The sequence below is a fragment of the Pseudomonas sp. BN607 genome (assembly GCF_029871175.1).
In the GTDB taxonomy this organism is placed as follows: Bacteria; Pseudomonadota; Gammaproteobacteria; order Pseudomonadales; family Pseudomonadaceae; genus Aquipseudomonas.
This window is the reverse complement of record NZ_SSOE01000015.1, coordinates 75676-91969: the sequence shown is the minus strand read 5'-3', so window position 1 is coordinate 91969 and position 16294 is coordinate 75676. Positions and strand designations below refer to the sequence as shown.

15 protein-coding genes are annotated in these 16294 nt (G+C 63.9%); 2 read left to right on the top strand and 13 right to left on the bottom strand.

The window, feature by feature from the left end; genetic code table 11:
* Nucleotide 1: 1 nt before the first annotated feature.
* Entirely contained in the window at nucleotides 2-274 is a 273-nt protein-coding gene (locus tag E8E68_RS00510; RefSeq protein WP_110744875.1) for an HPr family phosphocarrier protein, read from the top strand.
* Nucleotides 275-376: 102 nt separating this feature from the next.
* Here the strand turns inward: E8E68_RS00510 and E8E68_RS00505 are convergent, their stop codons facing one another.
* The 6 genes from E8E68_RS00505 to pmbA all read right to left on the bottom strand — a co-directional run bounded on the left by E8E68_RS00505 (nucleotide 377) and on the right by pmbA (nucleotide 5641).
* Nucleotides 377-1270, bottom strand: a complete 894-nt coding sequence (locus E8E68_RS00505) for a ZIP family metal transporter (protein ID WP_266028468.1) — start codon at nucleotides 1268-1270, stop codon at nucleotides 377-379.
* Nucleotides 1271-1281: 11 nt separating this feature from the next.
* Complete coding sequence (locus E8E68_RS00500) at nucleotides 1282-1893, bottom strand: superoxide dismutase (protein ID WP_110744877.1); 612 nt, start codon at nucleotides 1891-1893, stop codon at nucleotides 1282-1284.
* 1 nt (nucleotide 1894) lies between these two features.
* The gene (locus E8E68_RS00495; RefSeq protein ID WP_110744878.1) at nucleotides 1895-2356 is read right to left on the bottom strand and encodes a hypothetical protein; all 462 of its coding nucleotides are present in this window, start codon (nucleotides 2354-2356) and stop codon (nucleotides 1895-1897) included.
* A gap of 27 nt (nucleotides 2357-2383) precedes the next feature.
* The gene (locus E8E68_RS00490; RefSeq protein ID WP_266028472.1) at nucleotides 2384-3760 is read right to left on the bottom strand and encodes a class II fumarate hydratase; all 1377 of its coding nucleotides are present in this window, start codon (nucleotides 3758-3760) and stop codon (nucleotides 2384-2386) included.
* Complete coding sequence (locus E8E68_RS00485; protein ID WP_266028473.1) at nucleotides 3753-4154, bottom strand: FagA protein; 402 nt, start codon at nucleotides 4152-4154, stop codon at nucleotides 3753-3755. Before E8E68_RS00485 ends, E8E68_RS00490 begins: the two co-directional genes overlap by 8 nt.
* Nucleotides 4155-4294: 140 nt before the next feature.
* Nucleotides 4295-5641: a metalloprotease PmbA gene (gene pmbA, locus E8E68_RS00480; protein ID WP_266028474.1), complete on the bottom strand. Its 1347-nt coding sequence runs from the start codon at nucleotides 5639-5641 to the stop codon at nucleotides 4295-4297.
* 108 nt (nucleotides 5642-5749) lie between these two features.
* On the opposite strand from pmbA, the gene yjgA reads away from it, so the two are divergent.
* The gene (gene yjgA / locus E8E68_RS00475; RefSeq protein WP_009683052.1) at nucleotides 5750-6271 is read left to right on the top strand and encodes a ribosome biogenesis factor YjgA; all 522 of its coding nucleotides are present in this window, start codon (nucleotides 5750-5752) and stop codon (nucleotides 6269-6271) included.
* Between the two features lie 57 nt (nucleotides 6272-6328).
* Here the strand turns inward: yjgA and tldD are convergent, their stop codons facing one another.
* From tldD to mreC, 7 genes are all read right to left on the bottom strand, one after another.
* A complete protein-coding gene (gene tldD, locus E8E68_RS00470) occupies nucleotides 6329-7768 on the bottom strand; it encodes a metalloprotease TldD (RefSeq protein ID WP_266028477.1) in 1440 nt (479 codons plus the stop codon).
* A 2-nt stretch (nucleotides 7769-7770) separates the two neighbouring features.
* Nucleotides 7771-8622 (bottom strand): carbon-nitrogen hydrolase family protein, encoded by an 852-nt coding sequence (locus tag E8E68_RS00465; RefSeq protein WP_266028479.1) that lies wholly within the window; start codon nucleotides 8620-8622, stop codon nucleotides 7771-7773.
* Between the two features lie 14 nt (nucleotides 8623-8636).
* Entirely contained in the window at nucleotides 8637-12458 is a 3822-nt protein-coding gene (locus tag E8E68_RS00460; RefSeq protein ID WP_280339113.1) for a YhdP family protein, read from the bottom strand.
* A gap of 88 nt (nucleotides 12459-12546) precedes the next feature.
* Nucleotides 12547-14004 carry a ribonuclease G gene (rng, locus tag E8E68_RS00455; protein WP_266028481.1) on the bottom strand — a complete coding sequence of 486 codons (1458 nt, stop codon included), beginning with the start codon at nucleotides 14002-14004 and terminating at the stop codon, nucleotides 12547-12549.
* A 54-nt stretch (nucleotides 14005-14058) separates the two neighbouring features.
* On the bottom strand, nucleotides 14059-14670 hold the full coding sequence (locus E8E68_RS00450) for a Maf family protein (RefSeq protein WP_280339111.1): 612 nt from the start codon (nucleotides 14668-14670) through the stop codon (nucleotides 14059-14061).
* Between the two features lie 32 nt (nucleotides 14671-14702).
* Nucleotides 14703-15191, bottom strand: a complete 489-nt coding sequence (mreD, locus tag E8E68_RS00445) for a rod shape-determining protein MreD (protein ID WP_110744887.1) — start codon at nucleotides 15189-15191, stop codon at nucleotides 14703-14705.
* Nucleotides 15191-16237 carry a rod shape-determining protein MreC gene (mreC, locus tag E8E68_RS00440; protein WP_110744888.1) on the bottom strand — a complete coding sequence of 349 codons (1047 nt, stop codon included), beginning with the start codon at nucleotides 16235-16237 and terminating at the stop codon, nucleotides 15191-15193. Before mreC ends, mreD begins: the two co-directional genes overlap by 1 nt.
* Nucleotides 16238-16294: the final 57 nt, after the last annotated feature.

Genomic DNA, 16294 nt, shown 5'->3' with positions numbered 1-16294 from the left:
CATGCCCGCCCGCGAAATCACCATCATCAACAAGTTGGGTCTGCATGCCCGGGCGGCAGCCAAGTTCGTCGGCGTGGCCGGCCGCTTCCCTTGCACAGTACGTGTAGGCCGCGCCCCGGACAAACTGGTGGATGGCAAGAGCATCATGGCGGTGATGATGCTGGCGGCTGGTAAAGGTACCCAGGTGCACCTGCACACCGAGGGTGAGCAGGACACCGATGCCATGGATGCGCTGGTCGAGTTGATCAACAACTTCTTCGACGAAGGCGAATAACCCGCAGTTTACCTGCGCTGCTCAGGATCGCCGGGGCCGCTGTGCGCCTCAAGCGCGACGCGAAGCCACCCCCACAGGCATCCCGATTGTCCTGACGACCGATCAGGACATCGCGGTATCCATCACCATCATCAGGCAGAAGCCAACACATAGCCCCAGGCTCGCCAAGCGATGATGGCCGTTGCTGCGCGATTCCGGGATGATCTCCTGGGTCACTACCAGCAGCATCGCCCCCGCCGCGCAGGCCAGGCCCAGCGGCAGTAGCAGTTCGGCAATGTTCACCAGCCAGGCACAGATCACTGCGGCCACCGGCTCGACCAAGCCTGACGCGGCGCCGATCAGGAAGGCCCTGAAGCGCGACATGCCCGCCCCGGCCAGCACCAGCGCAATGACCAACCCCTCAGGCACATCCTGCAAGGCAATGCCCATGGCCAGGCTGTCGGCATCGGCCATGCCACCACCGGCCGACACACCGATAGCCATGCCTTCGGGGATGTTGTGCGCGATGATGGCAATGACAAACAGCCAGATACGCGCAGCAATCACCGGCTGGTTGCCGGTGCCGACCAACGCTTCTGGCGAAGCGCCAGAGACCTTGAGGTCAACCAGAAACAGGCACAGCGCACCGAACAACAAGCCAAAGCTGATCAGGCCACCCGCCCCCCAAGGGCTGAAACCGATGGACTGGGCGGCGCCCAGCCCTGGGATGATCAGGGAAAACGCGGTGGCTGCCAGCATCACGCCAGCGCCGAAGCCCAGCAGCGTATCGGCCAGTGCCACCGGCATGTTGCGAATGACCAGTACCGGTACTGCGCCCAACGCCGTGCCGAGTGCGCATACTGCGCCGCCCTCCAGGGCGCGCAGCATGCGTGGCTCCAGGTCCAGCCAGGCAAGGCCACGCGCTACCAGCAGCGCGGTGCCGGCCAGCAAAAGCAAAGTCCCAAGCGCCAGGCGGAACAGGCGCACACTGCTGACAGACATCACCTCAGAGCGCATACCGGTTCGACTCACTTCAGGGCTTCGAGGTAACGGCGTGCCACTTCTGCCCAATCAATGACGTTGTAGAACGCACCGATGTATTCCGGACGACGGTTCTGATACTTCAGGTAGTAGGCATGCTCCCACACGTCCAGACCAAGGATCGGCGTATTCCCGTGCATGAGCGGGCTGTCCTGGTTGCCGCTGCTCTCCACCACCAGGGTTTTCTGCGGTGTGACACTGAGCCAGGCCCAGCCGCTGCCAAAGCGGGTCAGTGCAGCCTTGGTGAATGCCTCTTTGAAGGCCTCGAAACCGCCCAGTTGTGCAGCCACCGCTTGAGCCAACTGGCCGACAGGCTCACCACCGCCCCGCGGCGACATCACGGTCCAGAAGAGGCTGTGGTTGGCGTGCCCGCCACCGTGGTTGGTCACAGCACCGCGAAGGTGTTCCGGCAGTTGCTTGACCGCACCGACCAGTTTTTCCACCGGCCATTCAGCCCATTCGGTACCTTCGAGGGCGGCATTGAGGCCGTTGACGTAGGTCTGGTGGTGTTTGGTGTGGTGGATTTCCATGGTCTGGGCGTCGATGTGCGGTTCCAGCGCATCGTAGGCGTAAGGCATTGCAGGCAGGGTATGAGGCATGTCAGTGAATTCCGTAGGCATGGGTTCTGGGCGCCATGTGCGGCTGGCCAGCAAGTTCGCTGGCACCGGCACCCTGGCGGTTGAGCAGGCGTTCCGTACGCGGGTACTGGCCGTACTCGGCGATGAAACTCAGCAGTTCGGTGTAGGTGCGCCCACTGTGGCGCAAGGCGGCATCACGCAGCGGCTGCGGCAAGCGCGCCTCCTGGCTGGCCCGCAGCAGCCGCTGGTGAGCGGCGCACAGGTAGTCGGCGCTTTCCTGCGGTTGGTTCAGGCGCAGGTGCAGGTCGGCCAGGTTGTGGTGGGCGATGACGAACGCGGCCACCGCTTCGTCGACGTCATGCCAGCGCTCGAACAGCACCTGGGCCAGCGCCAAGGCTTGCAGGTAGTGTTCCCGGGCATCGACCAGCTCGCCTTGCTCGAATAGGCGGTTGGCGGTTTCCGTGGTGCGTTTCCAGTGCTGCATGGTGGTCTCCTGGGCGGCAACGCAGGGTCAGATGCCGCCAGCGGTGAGTTTTTCCGGATCCAGCAGCGCTTCAAGCTGGTCACGCGACAGGTCGGTGTGCTCCAGCGCCACATCGATGATCGGGCGGCCCTGCTTGTAGGCGGTCTTGGCGATTTCGGCGGCCTTGAGGTAGCCGATGATGGGGTTCAGCGCAGTGACCAGGATCGGGTTGCGCGCCAAAGCTTCCTTGAGCTTGCCCTCGTTGACCTTGAAGCTGGCGATGGCCTTGTCGGCCAGCAGGCGGCTGACGTTGGCCATCAGCTCGATGCTTTCCAGGAGGTTGCGGGCAATCACCGGCAGCATCACGTTCAGCTCGAAGTTGCCGGACTGGCCAGCCACGGCGATGGTGGCGTCATTGCCGATCACCTGCGCGGCGACCATGGCTGTGGCCTCCGGGATCACCGGGTTGACCTTGCCCGGCATGATCGAAGAGCCCGGTTGCAAGCCTTGCAACTCGATCTCCCCGAGTCCGGCCAACGGGCCGGAATTCATCCAGCGCAGGTCGTTGGCGATTTTCATCAGTGCCACTGCGGTGGTCTTGAGCTGGCCGGAGAGGGCCACGGCGGTATCCTGCGAGCCGATCAAGGCAAACAGATTCTGCCCCGGGGTGAACTCGACCTGGGTCAGGCCGCTGAGCTGGCGGGCGAAGCTGGCAGCGAACTGTGGGTGAGCGTTGATGCCGGTACCCACGGCGGTGCCGCCCTGGGCCAACGCCTGCAGGCTCGGCAGGGTGGCTTCGATGTGTGCCTTGGCGCCGTTTACCTGCGCCGCCCAGCCATCCAGCACCTGGCTCATGCGCACCGGCATGGCATCCATCAAGTGGGTCCGGCCGGTTTTGACATACTGATGCACTTGCACCGACTTGGCCTCGATCACCTGGACCAGGTGGCTCAGCGCCGGCAACAGCTGCTCGTGCAGCGCCAATGCGGCACTGACGTGGATAGTCGTGGGGATGATGTCGTTGCTGCTCTGGCCACAGTTGACGTGGTCGTTGGCATTGATTGCTTCACCCAGAACGCGGCTGGCCAAGGTAGCGATCACCTCGTTGGCGTTCATGTTCGAACTGGTGCCGGAACCGGTCTGGAACACATCCACAGGGAAGTGCTGGATGAAGTCGTCGGCCAGCAGTTGCTCGACGGCCTTGCCGATGGCCTGGCCCTGCGCGGCAGTCAATTGCTCCAGCTCGACGTTAGCCTTGGCGGCAGCAGCCTTGGCCAGCAGCAGCGCACGAATGAACTGGGCCGGCATGCGCTGACCGCTGATTGGGAAGTTGTCGACCGCGCGCTGGGTCTGGGCACCGTACAGGGCCTGGGCAGGCACCTGCAGCTCGCCCATGCTGTCACGCTCGATACGGGTATCACTCATCATCAAATCCTTGCATCAGTTCATCGGGAGAAATCGACGGCAGCAGGCGGCAATCAGCCAGCTGCAGAGCGTAGGTTTGCCAGCGTTGGTTGCGTTCCTGGCGGTCGAGATTGCGCAGGTCCAGCAGCGGGCGCCAGGCCTGGTCGAGGCACAGGCAGCGCCAATGCCAGGGCAGCATGCGGTCGCAGGCGGTATCCAGCAGCAGGCGGAAGGAGGTCAGTGCCACCGTCCATGGCGAGGTCTCGGTACAGCACACCAGGTAGCGGCCTTCGGCCAGGTAATGCTCGATCAGGCGCGGCTCGTCAGGTTCAAGTGCGCAGCGGATACGCCGGCTGAGCCAGCGCCAGTTTTCCAGGTAGGGCAGTTCGCGGAGGACGGGTTTCATGAACATCATCGCCGAGTTACTGGATAATGATATTCATTATTAATTGATAAACAGAATCACTTCAAGCGAAAGGTGATGAGACAAAAAACCCGGCGCAAGGGCCGGGTCTTCAGATTTGCGCCCGCGAAAGGGCCGGGACAGGCTAAATATCAGCTACCCGCAACAGTCATACGCTCGATCAGAACCGAGCCCGTGTGAATATTGCTACGGGTTTCAAGATCGCTGCCAATCGCGACAATCTGTTGGAACATGTCCTTCATATTTCCGGCGATAGTCACTTCTTGCACGGCATGCTGGATCTCGCCGTTTTCTACCCAGAACCCCGCCGCACCGCGGGAATAGTCCCCAGTCACCATGTTCAAGCCATGCCCCATCAACTCGGTTACCAACAACCCGCGCCCCATACGGCGAATCAATGCAGCCTGGTCTTCGACACCATGGCTGACGAACAGGTTGTGCACACCCCCCGAGTTGGCCGTGCTCGGCAAGCCAAGCTTGCGCCCGGAGTAAGTCCCCAGCAGGTACGACACCAGCTCACCCTTGTCGACGAACGGCTTGGCATAGGTGGCCAGGCCATCACCGTCAAATGCAGCACTGCCGAGGGCACGCGGGATGTGCGGGCGCTCGTCGAGTGTCAGCCAGGACGGGAACAAGCGCTGACCGATGGTGCCCTCGAGGAACGACGACTTACGGTAGAGGTTCCCACCGGAAATCGCCGACAGGAAGCTGCCGAACAGGCCGCCGGCCAGTTCAGCCGAGAACAACACCGGCACCTCGCAAGTGGGCACCGGCCGTGCGCCCAGGCGGCTGGCGGCCCGCTGGGCAGCGCGCACGCCGATGCTACGCGGGTCGGCCAGCAGGCTGCCCTGGCGGTTCACGTCATACCAGTAGTCACGCTGCATCTGCCCGTCGCCTTCGGCAATCATCACGCAGCTCAGGCTGTGCCGAGTCGAGGCATAACCGCCGATGAAGCCGTGGCTGTTGCCATACACACGGCAGCCCTGGTGGGTATTGAGGGTGGTGCCATCGGCGTTGAGGATGCGCGGGTCGGCGTCGAAAGCGGCCGCCTCACACGCCAGGGCCATCTCGATCGCCCTCTCCGGCTCGATGTCCCAGTCGTGATAAAGGTCCAGGTCCGGGACTTCACGGGCCATCAGTGCCGCGTCGGCCAAGCCCGAACATTCGTCCTCGGAAGTGTGTTTGGCAATGGCCAAGGCAGCCGCGACGGTCTCGCGGATCGCGTCCGGGCCACTGGCCGAGGTGCTGGCCGAGCCTTTGCGCTGGCCAACGTAGAGGGTGATGCCAAAGCCCTGGTCGCGGTTGAACTCGACCGTTTCGACCTCGCGCTGGCGTACGGTGGTGGACAGGCCCTGCTCCAGCGACACAGCCACTTCGCAGGCACTGGCCCCCTGGCGGCGCGCCTCGGTGATGATCGCCTCGACCTGCTCCTGCAATGCTGGCAGGTCTTTCGGACCTACGCTCTGGACTGCACTCATGGTTCTCTCCACTCAAATTCTGCGTTCGGCGAGGGTCATTCTACGACCGGGCCGGACAAGCGGCCCCCGACTGGTTATCATGGCGGCGATTCTTAGCGGACTGCCACCATGGTTGATTCAAACGACGACGCCTTCGACGGCGAAAAAAGCAAAACCCAGATCAAGCGCGAGCTGCATGCCCTGGTCGAACTCGGCGAGCGCCTCACTACGCTCAAGGCCGATACCCTGGCGCGCCTGCCGTTGACCGACGAGCTGCGCAAGGCATTGGCCGAGGCCAGCAAGCACACCGCTCATGGTGCCCGCAAACGCCACATGTCGTTTGTCGGCAAGCTGATGCGTGTGCAGGACCTGGATGCCATCCATGCCTTGCTCGAGCAGATGGACAGCTCGACCCGCCAGTACAACGAGCGCTTCCATGGCCTGGAGCGCTGGCGTGACCGGTTGATCGACGGTAACGACGAAGACCTCGAGCGCTTCGTCAACGAGTACCCCGACACCGATCGCCAGCAGCTGCGTTCGCTGGTGCGCCATGCCCAGCACGAAAAGGCCCGGAACAAACCACCGGCCGCCGCGCGCAAGGTCTTCAAGTACATTCGCGACCTCGACGAGTTGCAGCGCGGGCTACGCTGACGGACCGGGACCCTGTGGAGGCGGTCATGCCCGCCCCCACAACGGTTCCCGAAGCCCTCAAGCCCCGGTACCGCCCACGGTAATCGCATCCAGCTTCAAGGTCGGCTGCCCTACCCCGACCGGCACAGACTGCCCGTCCTTGCCACACGTCCCCACCCCGCTGTCCAGCGCCAGGTCATTACCGACCATCGACACCCGGCTCATCGCCTCCGGCCCGTTGCCGATCAGGGTCGCGCCCTTCACCGGTGCGGTAATCTTGCCGTCTTCGATCAGGTAGGCCTCACTGGTCGAGAACACGAACTTGCCGCTGGTGATGTCCACCTGGCCACCACCGAGGTTGGCGCAGTAGATACCCTTCTTCACCGACGCGATGATTTCCTGGGGGTCGCTTTCGCCGGCACGCATGTAAGTGTTGGTCATGCGTGGCATCGGCAGGTGCGCGTAGGACTCACGGCGGCCGTTGCCGGTCACCGCCATGCCCATCAGGCGCGCATTGAGCTTGTCCTGCATGTAGCCCTTGAGCACGCCGTTCTCGATCAGCGTGGTGCACTCGGTCGGGGTACCTTCGTCGTCCACGCTCAACGAGCCGCGGCGGCCTTCAAGGGTGCCATCGTCGACGATGGTGCACAGGCTCGAGGCAACCTTCTCGCCAATCCGGCCGCTGAACGCTGAACTGCCCTTGCGGTTGAAGTCACCTTCCAGGCCGTGGCCGACCGCTTCGTGTAGCAGTACGCCCGACCAGCCCGAGCCCAGCACCACCGGCAAGGTACCGGCCGGTGCGGGGATCGCTTCCAGGTTGACCAGTGCCTGGCGCAACGCCTCGCGGGCATAACCCATGACCCGCTCTTCGGTGAAGAAACGGTAGTCGGTACGGCCGCCACCGCCCTGCCCACCACGCTCGCGACGGCCATTCTGCTCGACGATGACGCTGACATTGAAGCGCACCAGCGGGCGCACGTCGGCGGCCAGGCTGCCATCAGCCGCCGCAATCAGGATGCGTTCCCACACCCCGGCCATGCTCACGCTGACCTGCTGGATACGCGGGTCGAGCGCACGGGTGGCAGCATCGACACGCTTGAGCAGCTCGACCTTCTCGGCACGGCTGAGCACGTCCAGCGGGTTATCCGCTGCGTACAGGGCGGTCACGTCCTGGCTGCGGAAGGCCTGCACCGTGCCGTTTTGCCCGGCACGGGAAATCGAACGGGCAGCGCGGGCTGCCGAGGTCAGCGCTTCGAGGTTGATGGCATTGCTATAGGCGAAACCGGTCTTTTCACCGGACTGGGCACGCACGCCGACGCCCTGGTCCAGGTTGAAACTGCCCTCTTTGACGATGCCGTCTTCCAGCGCCCAGGTTTCCGAGATCTGGCCTTGGAAATACAAGTCGGCGGCGTCGATGCCGCGGCCGGCCAACTCACCCAGCACGCTCTGCAGGCTGTCCAGGCTCAAGCCGCCTGGGGCCAGGAGCTGCTCACTGACGGTGGATAACATCTGGCTCATAGTCACTCCGAGGTGTGCGCAGGTCGCAACGCGCCCTGCGAAAAAAAGCGCCGGTGCGATACCACCGGCATGCGCGCCCGGATGGACGCTTGTTCTTCAATGTTGCGCTCGGCTAGCAGTACCGCTTCGCCTTGCGCCTGTTCTGCGATGATGCGGCCCCAAGGGTCGATAATCGCCGCATGGCCGTGGGTTTCCCGGGGGCCTGGGTGGGTGCCGCCCTGCGCCGCAGCCAGCAGGTAGCATTGGGTTTCGATGGCCCGGGCCCGCACCAGCACCTCCCAGTGCGCGGCGCCAGTCACTGCCGTGAAAGCCGCCGGAGCAGTAATCAGTTCTGCACCGGCAGCGCGCAACGCGCTGTACAACTCGGGAAAGCGCAGGTCGTAGCACACGCTCAGCCCCAGCCGCCCAACCGGCGTATCAGCCACCACCACCTGGGCGCCGTGGGCATAGTCATCCGATTCACGGTAACGCCCGCGGTTGTCGGCCACGTCCACGTCGAACAAGTGCAGCTTGTCATAGCGCGCTGCTACCTCGCCGTGTTCATCGATCAGTAGCGAGCAGGCATGAGCCTTGGCCTCGGGCTGGCCGACCGGCGGCAGGGGCAAGGTACCGGCGACTATCCATAACTTGAGGTCGCGAGCGGTACGTTTCAACCATGGCAGGATCGGCCCTTCACCCAAGGCTTCGGCACGACCTATGGCAGCGGCGTCCTTGCGGCCCATGGCGGCAAAGTTTTCCGGCAGCACCGCCAACCGCGCGCCGCCCAATGCAGCCTGCTGCAACAGGGCGGCGGCACGCTGCAGGTTGGCCAGCACATCGTCCTGGCTGACCATCTGGATTACCGCTGCCTTCATGGGCACTCCTGGCACTATTTTTCGAAAGGTTTCACAAAGGTGATTCTAGGCTCTTTCCACGGCCCTTCGACACGGTAGTGCACGCTGGCAAAGCGCGACACCCGGTCACCGATCAGCCGATCGACGAGGAACAACGCCCCGCCCACTGCCGGCGCGCCGACGATCAGCGCGGCCAGCGGCAGGTTGTTGGTCACCGGCAGGCTGACCTGCAGATTGGCATTAACCTGGTCACGGACCATGTCCAGCGTGCCCTCCAGCTCGAAGCTGCTCGACGGGCCGGTCATGGTGATCGGTTCGCGGGTCACGTAGACCCCATCACTGGCCACCAGCAGCCCTTTAACCCTGTCATAAGCCAGGCCCTTGTCGAACAGGTCGGAGAAGTCCAGGCGCAGACGGCGACCGATCGAATTGAAGTTGAGCAGGCCGAACACCCGCAACGCCTGGGCGCTGCCTTCGACCTCGACGAACTGGCCCGTGCGCAACGCCGCGTCCATGCTGCCCGAGAAGCGTTTCAGGCCCACCGCAGCTGGTGAGCCCGGCCAGCGGCCGTCAACGTCCAGGCGAAAATCTCGGCTGGTCACCGTCGGGGCAAAACCCCAAGCCTTGAGGACATCGGCCAGGTTCTTGCCATCCAGGCGGCCCTTGTACCAACTGCTGGTCTTGCCGGTTTCGCCCTCCCAGCCACCGCCGCCGTCGATGCGCAAGCCTTTGAAGTCAAGGTCGATATCACTGGCGGTCACACCACGCGCGGTTGGCCGCAGCTTGACTGCGGCACTGCCGAACAGGTCGTCACCTCGGTACAGCTTGTCGATGCTCAGGTCCAGCGCCGGGACCTTGCGCGGGTCGAACGACGCCAGCGGGTCGGGGCCATCCTGGGCTTGTTCTTCAGCTTGCTTTTCAGCTGGGCTGGGCGCGGGCAGGCGCAAGGTCTGCATGCGCACGACCATGGGCGCGCCCTTGGCATCCGGCACACGGGCGTTGCCGATGACTTCCTTGCTGTCCAGGCGCAGGTCCCAGGCCGGGCCGCCCCGGGCCAGGCGAACCACCGCCTGGTTCAGGTCCATGCCGAAGGCTTTCAACTGGCCAATGCTCAGGTCAACGCTTTGCAGGTTCTGCCGCGCACTGCCGCCCGGGTCGTCGCCGGCCAAACGCGCCGCCTGCTCCTGCCAAGGTGCCAGATCCAGCGTATCCAGACGCCCACGCACCCGCAGGCCTTGGCCGGCCGGCACTTGGGCGTCACCTGTACCCAACAGCAACTCGCCCCGACCCTGGGCCAGCTTGTCCCCCGGCGCGGCATAGGCTAAACGGGCAAGGTCGGCGTAGGCAGCGTCAAAACGCCGCTCCGGGCCTTGCAGGTTCATGCTGAAACGGCTGTCACGGGTATCGGCCGCCGCCTTGCCGAACGGCGCTGGCAGGTCAATGGCCAGGCCCTTGAGACTGGAGGTGACGCTCAGTCGGTTGTCCCGGCTGCCGAGGCTGAGCTGCAACTGGTACGGCAAGTCGCCGGATGCCGGCAAAGCCTGGTTGAAGTGCAACCAGTCGGTCAGCGCCTTGAGCGAAACCTGGCCACTGGCATCGATGCGGGTCTGCATCTGCCCGGCCTGGCCTTCGGCGGTGATTTGTGCGGTTACCGGTTTGCCAAACGCCTGCAGGCTGATGCCCTTGCCGCTCAGGCCCTTGTCGAAGTCGAAGCTGAAATCACCCTTGAGGCGGCTCAACTCCAGGCTCGGTGGGACAACTTTCAGGCGTGCATCACTGGTGGCGAAGTCGACCTGCACTTTCGGCCGCTGCCCATGCGCCAACGGGATATCGAGCTTGAGTTTGCCCTTGAGCGGACCCTCGCCTTCCCAGCCGGCGAAGATCTCACCCGTGCCAATCGGCGCTTCCTTGAGAATTTTCAAGCCATCACCCAGGCTGCCGTCAAAGTCGCCATCGAGGAACAGATGGCTGTGCTGGCCCTCCTCGACATGCGGGATATCCACCGTCACATCACTGACCTTGGTGTCGAGCAGCACACCGCGTTGGGCCTTGATGCGTACGCCGCTGTCTTCGATGAACACATCGCCATCCACGTGCTGTACCTGAGGCCAGCCAGGCTGGAAGTCCAGCGCAGCGTCATGCACCTTGAAGAACAGGCTGATGCTGCGCGCTTCAGGCGCCGCGCCGTGGTTCAGCGAGCCCTGGTACTGGAAATAACCTTCGTCCACGGCGCCCTTGACGATGGCACTGCGCAGCCACTCGTCGAGGGCCGGGCTGAGTACCTCGGGCAGGTACTTGGCGGTATAGCGGCCATCGCCTTCGGTCAGGCCAACCCGCAAGTCCATGTAGTCTTCGCGGCCTTCCTCGAACAGCAGGCGAATCAGGAAGTCCCCGGCGATCTTCCCCTCCTCGCCCAGCACCTTGAGGTACGGCGCAATCAAGGTGAAGCCGTCTTTGTCGAGTGCCCAGACCAGGCGCGCATTGGCCTTCTGGTAATGCCAGGGCTTGGCAAAGATCGGGTACAAATGCAGCATGAACGCATCAGTGTCCAGACGCAGTTCACCGTGCCCAAGGTCACCACTGATACTGCCGCTGACGTTACCCGCGGCCGGGGCATTGTGATAGGCATCGAAGCCGACCTTGTCCAGGTTGGCTGCGAATTGCAGGCGCTGGTCCCCTTCAGCCTTGGGCCGGGCCTCTAGCCGTACATTGCGCAGCGCGCCAGTCACGTTCAGGCCATCAACCACGGCCATAACCTTGTCCGGCAGCGGCGCCAGGGCATTGATCAGCGGGGTCAATGGCGTCAGGTCAAGCCGGTCGGCCTGAACCTGCCAGCGTTCATCAGCGTCGTTCTCGCCAGGGCGTTGCTGCAACTGCAGGTGCGATTCCCAGCGCGTCTTGCCGATGTCCATGGCCAGCGAGTCGACGGCCACGTCGAAGCCTTGCTCCCGGCGCTGGAACCAGGCCCTCAGGGCCAGGTTATTCAGGGTGGCGGCCTTGCGCCCGCTGTAGGCGCCCTTCAGTTCCGGAGCGTTGAGCCGCACCACGGCCTGTTGCAACTGCCTCTTGCCCCAGTCGACCCAGAACTCCCCCCCCGCGCGCAGGGTATCAGCCTGCCATTGCCCCAGCAGGCTTGGCGGCAACCAGCGCGACCAGTCGCTTTGCGGCAAGCTGAGATAGGCCTCAACCTCACCATCGCGCCAAGCCTTGGCCGACACCCGGCTATGCAGGCTCAGCGCCAATGGCTGGCCATCGGGCAAGGTCGCCCGCAGGTCCAGTGCCTGGCGCGAAGCACCGGCCTGCAGGCCCGCACTGACGTATGTCAGGGTCAGCGGGTAGCGCTGCCATGGGTGCACGGTGACCTGGCTGTCGAACACATCGACGCGGCCCAGTTGGCGCAGGCGCTGCAGCAGGTCGGCAGGGTCCAGCGGTGTGTCGTCTTTCTTCGGTAACCCTTCAAGGCTCCAGGCGCCCTGGTCGTTCTCACGCAGGATGAGCTGCAAGCCACCCAGCTGGATGCGCGCCAGGCGCACCTCACGGGCGGTGAGGCTGGCCCATATGTCGGGCACTACCATGACCTCATCCAGCCGCAACGCTTTGGCGCCCTCGCCCAATTGCAGGTCGCGTACCCGAAGCACCGGCGCCAGGCCGCTCCAGTGCCCTTCAAGCGCACCTACATGCACGGGCAGGCCAAGCGCCTGCTCGGCCTTGCTCTCTACATCGGCGCGATACTCGGCTACCAGGGGCACCAGTTCACGGCCGAGGCTGACGTACAGCGCCACCAATACCGCCAACAGGGCGCAAATGCCCAGCCCCCAGCGGGTCAAGGCGACAAGAACGCGGGTCAGACGTCCCATGGCCGTGGCCCTCCAAGTCGTTTATCCATGATGGCCCGTCGCGCAGGTTTTGCCAGCGTGACAATGCCGCGGCGTAGTTCAGAAGGCCTCAGAGCAGCACCACGTCGTACTGTTCCTGCGAATACATCGACTCGACCTGGAAGCGAATGGTTCGACCGATAAAGGCCTCCAGCTCCGCCACGTTGCCTGATTCTTCGTCCAGCAGACGGTCGACCACCTTTTGGTTGGCCAGCACACGGTAGCCTTCGGCCTGATAGGCACGGGCCTCACGCAGGATCTCGCGGAAGATTTCGTAACAGATGGTCTCGGGCGTTTTCAGCTTGCCACGGCCCTGACAGGCCAGGCAGGGTTCGCACAGCACCTGCTCGAGACTTTCGCGCGTGCGCTTGCGGGTCATCTGCACGAGGCCCAGTTCGGTTATGCCGATGATGTTGGTCTTGGCGTGATCACGCTCGAGTTGCTTCTCCAGGGTGCGCAGCACCTGGCGCTGGTGGTCCTCATCTTCCATATCGATGAAGTCGATGATGATGATGCCGCCGATGTTGCGCAGGCGCAGTTGCCGGGCGATGGCGGTGGCAGCCTCGAGGTTGGTCTTGAAGATGGTCTCTTCAAGGTTGCGGTGGCCAACGAAAGCCCCGGTGTTGACGTCGATGGTGGTCATCGCTTCGGCCGGGTCGACCACCAGGTAGCCACCGGACTTCAGCGGCACCTTGCGCTCCAGGGCGCGCTGGATCTCGTCTTCGACGCCATACAGATCGAAAATCGGCCGTTCGCCAGGGTAGTGCTCAAGGCGGTCGGCGATTTCCGGCATCAGTTCACCGACGAACTGCGTGGTCTTCTGGAAAGTCTCGCGCGAGTCGATACGGATCTTCTCGATCTTCGGGTTGACCAGGTCGCGGAGAGTACGCAGGGCCAGGCCCAGGTCCTCGTAGATGACCGTGGGCGCACCGCAGGTCTGGATCTGGGTGCCAATCTGCTCCCAGAGGCGACGCAGGTAGCGGATGTCCTGCAGAATTTCTTCGGCACGCGCGCCCTCGGCGGCAGTGCGCAAGATGAAGCCGCCGGCATCCTTGATGTTCTCGCTGTCCATGCAGGCGCTGACCACCTGTTTGAGGCGCTCGCGCTCGGCTTCGTCCTCTATCTTCAACGAAATACCGACATGGCTGCTACGCGGCATGTACACCAGGTAACGCGACGGGATCGACAGCTGGGTGGTCAGGCGAGCCCCCTTGGTGCCGATCGGGTCCTTGGTCACCTGCACGACCAGGGCCTGGCCCTCGTGCACCAATGCAGTGATGTTCTCTACCGCCGAACCTTCGCGCTGCGAGATCTCCGAGGCGTGGATGAACGCCGCGCGCTCCAGGCCGATGTCGACGAAGGCCGCCTGCATGCCCGGCAGCACACGCACCACCTTGCCCTTGTAGATGTTGCCGACGATGCCACGGCGCTGGGTGCGCTCGACGTGCACTTCCTGCAGCACCCCGTTTTCCACCACCGCCACGCGTGACTCCATCGGGGTGATGTTGATCAGGATCTCTTCACTCATGGCAGGCTCTCGTCAAAGGTCTTTTGTAATGATGGATGGGCTATGCAGTGCTGGCTACCGCTGGTTTGTTACCTCTGGCGTATGCGCGGGTGATTGCCAGCAGGCGATGCCGAACTGGCCAAGCAGATCGGCCGTTTCACAGAGCGGCAAGCCGACCACCGCCGAGTAACTGCCGGACAGGCCAGTGACAAAGACCGCGCCCAGGCCCTGGATGGCATAGCTGCCGGCTTTGTCGGCGGGTTCGCCGCTGGCCCAGTAGCGTTGCGCCTCGCCAGCAGTGATCTCGCGGAAACGTACCCTGCTCGTCACACACAGGCTCTGCACACGCTGGCCATCATCAAGGGCGACCGCAGTCAGTACCTGATGCTCCCGGCCAGACAGGTCAGCCAGCATGGCCAGGGCATCTTCGCGGTTTTCCGGTTTACCGAGAATTCGACCATCGAGCACCACCGCAGTGTCTGCGCCGAGCACCACCGCCGGACCGGTGACAGTGGCCAGGCCGGCGGCCGCTTTGGCCCGGGCCAGGCGCTCAACGTAGGCCGGCGCGCTTTCGCCGCTCAGCGGGGTTTCATCGATAGGGGCGCTGACGACGCTGAACGGTACGCCGATCTGGGTCAGTAGTTCACGCCGACGAGGCGAGCCAGAAGCCAGGTGTAGCGGGTTCATGCAGACATCTCCCTGTCAGCGGCACTTTGCCGTCAGTTGATATGCAAGCGTCGGCGCAGGTCGCGCAGGGCGAAACTGATCCACGGCCAGAGCAAGGCACTGATCACCGCCGACCAGACCAGTGCCAGGGTAGGCAGGCGGTTGCCGGTCAGGGCGCTGAGCCATAGCTGGATCAGCTGGGCGATACCGAAAATCACCAGAATGACCAGGCTTTGCTGCCACATGGGGAACATGCGCAGGCGCTGCTGCAAGGACAGCACCAGGAAGGTTATGAGGGTAAGGATCAGCGCGTTCTGCCCGAGCAGGGTGCCGTACAGCACGTCCTCGGCCAGGCCCAGCACGAATGCCGTGGTCATGCCAACCTTGCTCGGCACGTTCAAGGTCCAGAACGACACCAGCAAGGCCAGCCACATGGGCCGGAACACTTCCATGAAGTGCGGCATGGGCGAAACGCTGAGCAACAGGCCGATGGCGAAAGTCAGCCAGATAACCCAGCCGTTGTTACGGCGTGATGCAGCCATCATTGCCTCCGGGGGGTAACGGGTGCGGCAGCCGGGGCAGCGGGCTGTGCGGCCGGGGCTGCGGGCTGTACCGCTGGCGTGGCAGCCGGTGGCTGTGCGACCGGGGCCGTAGCGGTAGGAGCAGCCTGCTCGCCGCTGGCAGCCGGCTGGCCGGCGGGGGTAGCGCCTTTGCGGTCAGCCTCTTCCTGGGCGATAGCGGCATCGGTCGCGCGCTGCTCGGGGCTACGACGGTCGCTGAACACCAGTAGCATGTAGCGACTACGGTTCAGCGCGGCGGTTGGGATAGCGCGAACGATGGCGAAGGGCTGGCCGGAGTCGTGGATCACTTCGTTCACCGTGGCCACCGGGTAGCCGGCAGGGAAACGCTGGCCCATGCCGGAACTGACCAGCAGGTCGCCTTCCTTGATGTCGGCGGTATCGGCCACATGGCGCAACTCCAGACGCTCCGGGTTCCCCGTGCCACTGGCGATGGCCCGCAGGCCATTGCGGTTGACCTGCACCGGAATGCTGTGGGTGGTGTCGGTCAGCAGCAGCACCCGCGAGGTATAGGGCATCAACTCGACCACCTGGCCCATCAGGCCGCGGGCATCGAGTACCGGTTGGCCGAGGAACACACCGTCGCGCTCACCCTTGTTGATCAGGATGCGATGGGTGAACGGATTGGGGTCGACCCCGATCAACTCGGCGACCTCGACCTTCTCGTTGACCAGCGCCGAGGAGTTGAGCAACTCGCGCAAGCGCACGTTCTGCTCGGTCAGGGCCGCCAGCTTCTGCAAGCGCCCCTGCAGCAGCAGGGCTTCGGTCTTGAGCTTCTCGTTTTCGGCTATCAGCTCGGTACGGCTGCCGAACTGGCCGGCCACGCCTTGCCAGGCACGCTGCGGCAGGTCGGTGATCCAGTAGGATTCCATCAGCACCAGGCCCATCTGGCTGCGCACGGGCTTGAGCACATCGAAGCGCGCGTCGACAACCATCAACGCGACCGACATCACCACCAGGACGAGCAGGCGAACGCCCAGCGAAGGGCCCTTGGAGAAAAGCGGTTTAATGGGCCGTTCCTCGTGGACGACTCAGGAGGTCATTGGACATGGGACAACGCACCAGCC

Coding starts and splice junctions, on each gene's coding strand:
- E8E68_RS00510 (WP_110744875.1), top strand. CDS start 2: ATGCCCGCCCGCGAAATCACCATCATCAACAAGTTGGGTCTGCATGCC.
- E8E68_RS00505 (WP_266028468.1), bottom strand. CDS start 1,270: ATGCGCTCTGAGGTGATGTCTGTCAGCAGTGTGCGCCTGTTCCGCCTG.
- E8E68_RS00500 (WP_110744877.1), bottom strand. CDS start 1,893: ATGCCTCATACCCTGCCTGCAATGCCTTACGCCTACGATGCGCTGGAA.
- E8E68_RS00495 (WP_110744878.1), bottom strand. CDS start 2,356: ATGCAGCACTGGAAACGCACCACGGAAACCGCCAACCGCCTATTCGAG.
- E8E68_RS00490 (WP_266028472.1), bottom strand. CDS start 3,760: ATGAGTGATACCCGTATCGAGCGTGACAGCATGGGCGAGCTGCAGGTG.
- E8E68_RS00485 (WP_266028473.1), bottom strand. CDS start 4,154: ATGATGTTCATGAAACCCGTCCTCCGCGAACTGCCCTACCTGGAAAAC.
- pmbA (WP_266028474.1), bottom strand. CDS start 5,641: ATGAGTGCAGTCCAGAGCGTAGGTCCGAAAGACCTGCCAGCATTGCAG.
- yjgA (WP_009683052.1), top strand. CDS start 5,750: ATGGTTGATTCAAACGACGACGCCTTCGACGGCGAAAAAAGCAAAACC.
- tldD (WP_266028477.1), bottom strand. CDS start 7,768: ATGAGCCAGATGTTATCCACCGTCAGTGAGCAGCTCCTGGCCCCAGGC.
- E8E68_RS00465 (WP_266028479.1), bottom strand. CDS start 8,622: ATGAAGGCAGCGGTAATCCAGATGGTCAGCCAGGACGATGTGCTGGCC.
- E8E68_RS00460 (WP_280339113.1), bottom strand. CDS start 12,458: ATGGGACGTCTGACCCGCGTTCTTGTCGCCTTGACCCGCTGGGGGCTG.
- rng (WP_266028481.1), bottom strand. CDS start 14,004: ATGAGTGAAGAGATCCTGATCAACATCACCCCGATGGAGTCACGCGTG.
- E8E68_RS00450 (WP_280339111.1), bottom strand. CDS start 14,670: ATGAACCCGCTACACCTGGCTTCTGGCTCGCCTCGTCGGCGTGAACTA.
- mreD (WP_110744887.1), bottom strand. CDS start 15,191: ATGGCTGCATCACGCCGTAACAACGGCTGGGTTATCTGGCTGACTTTC.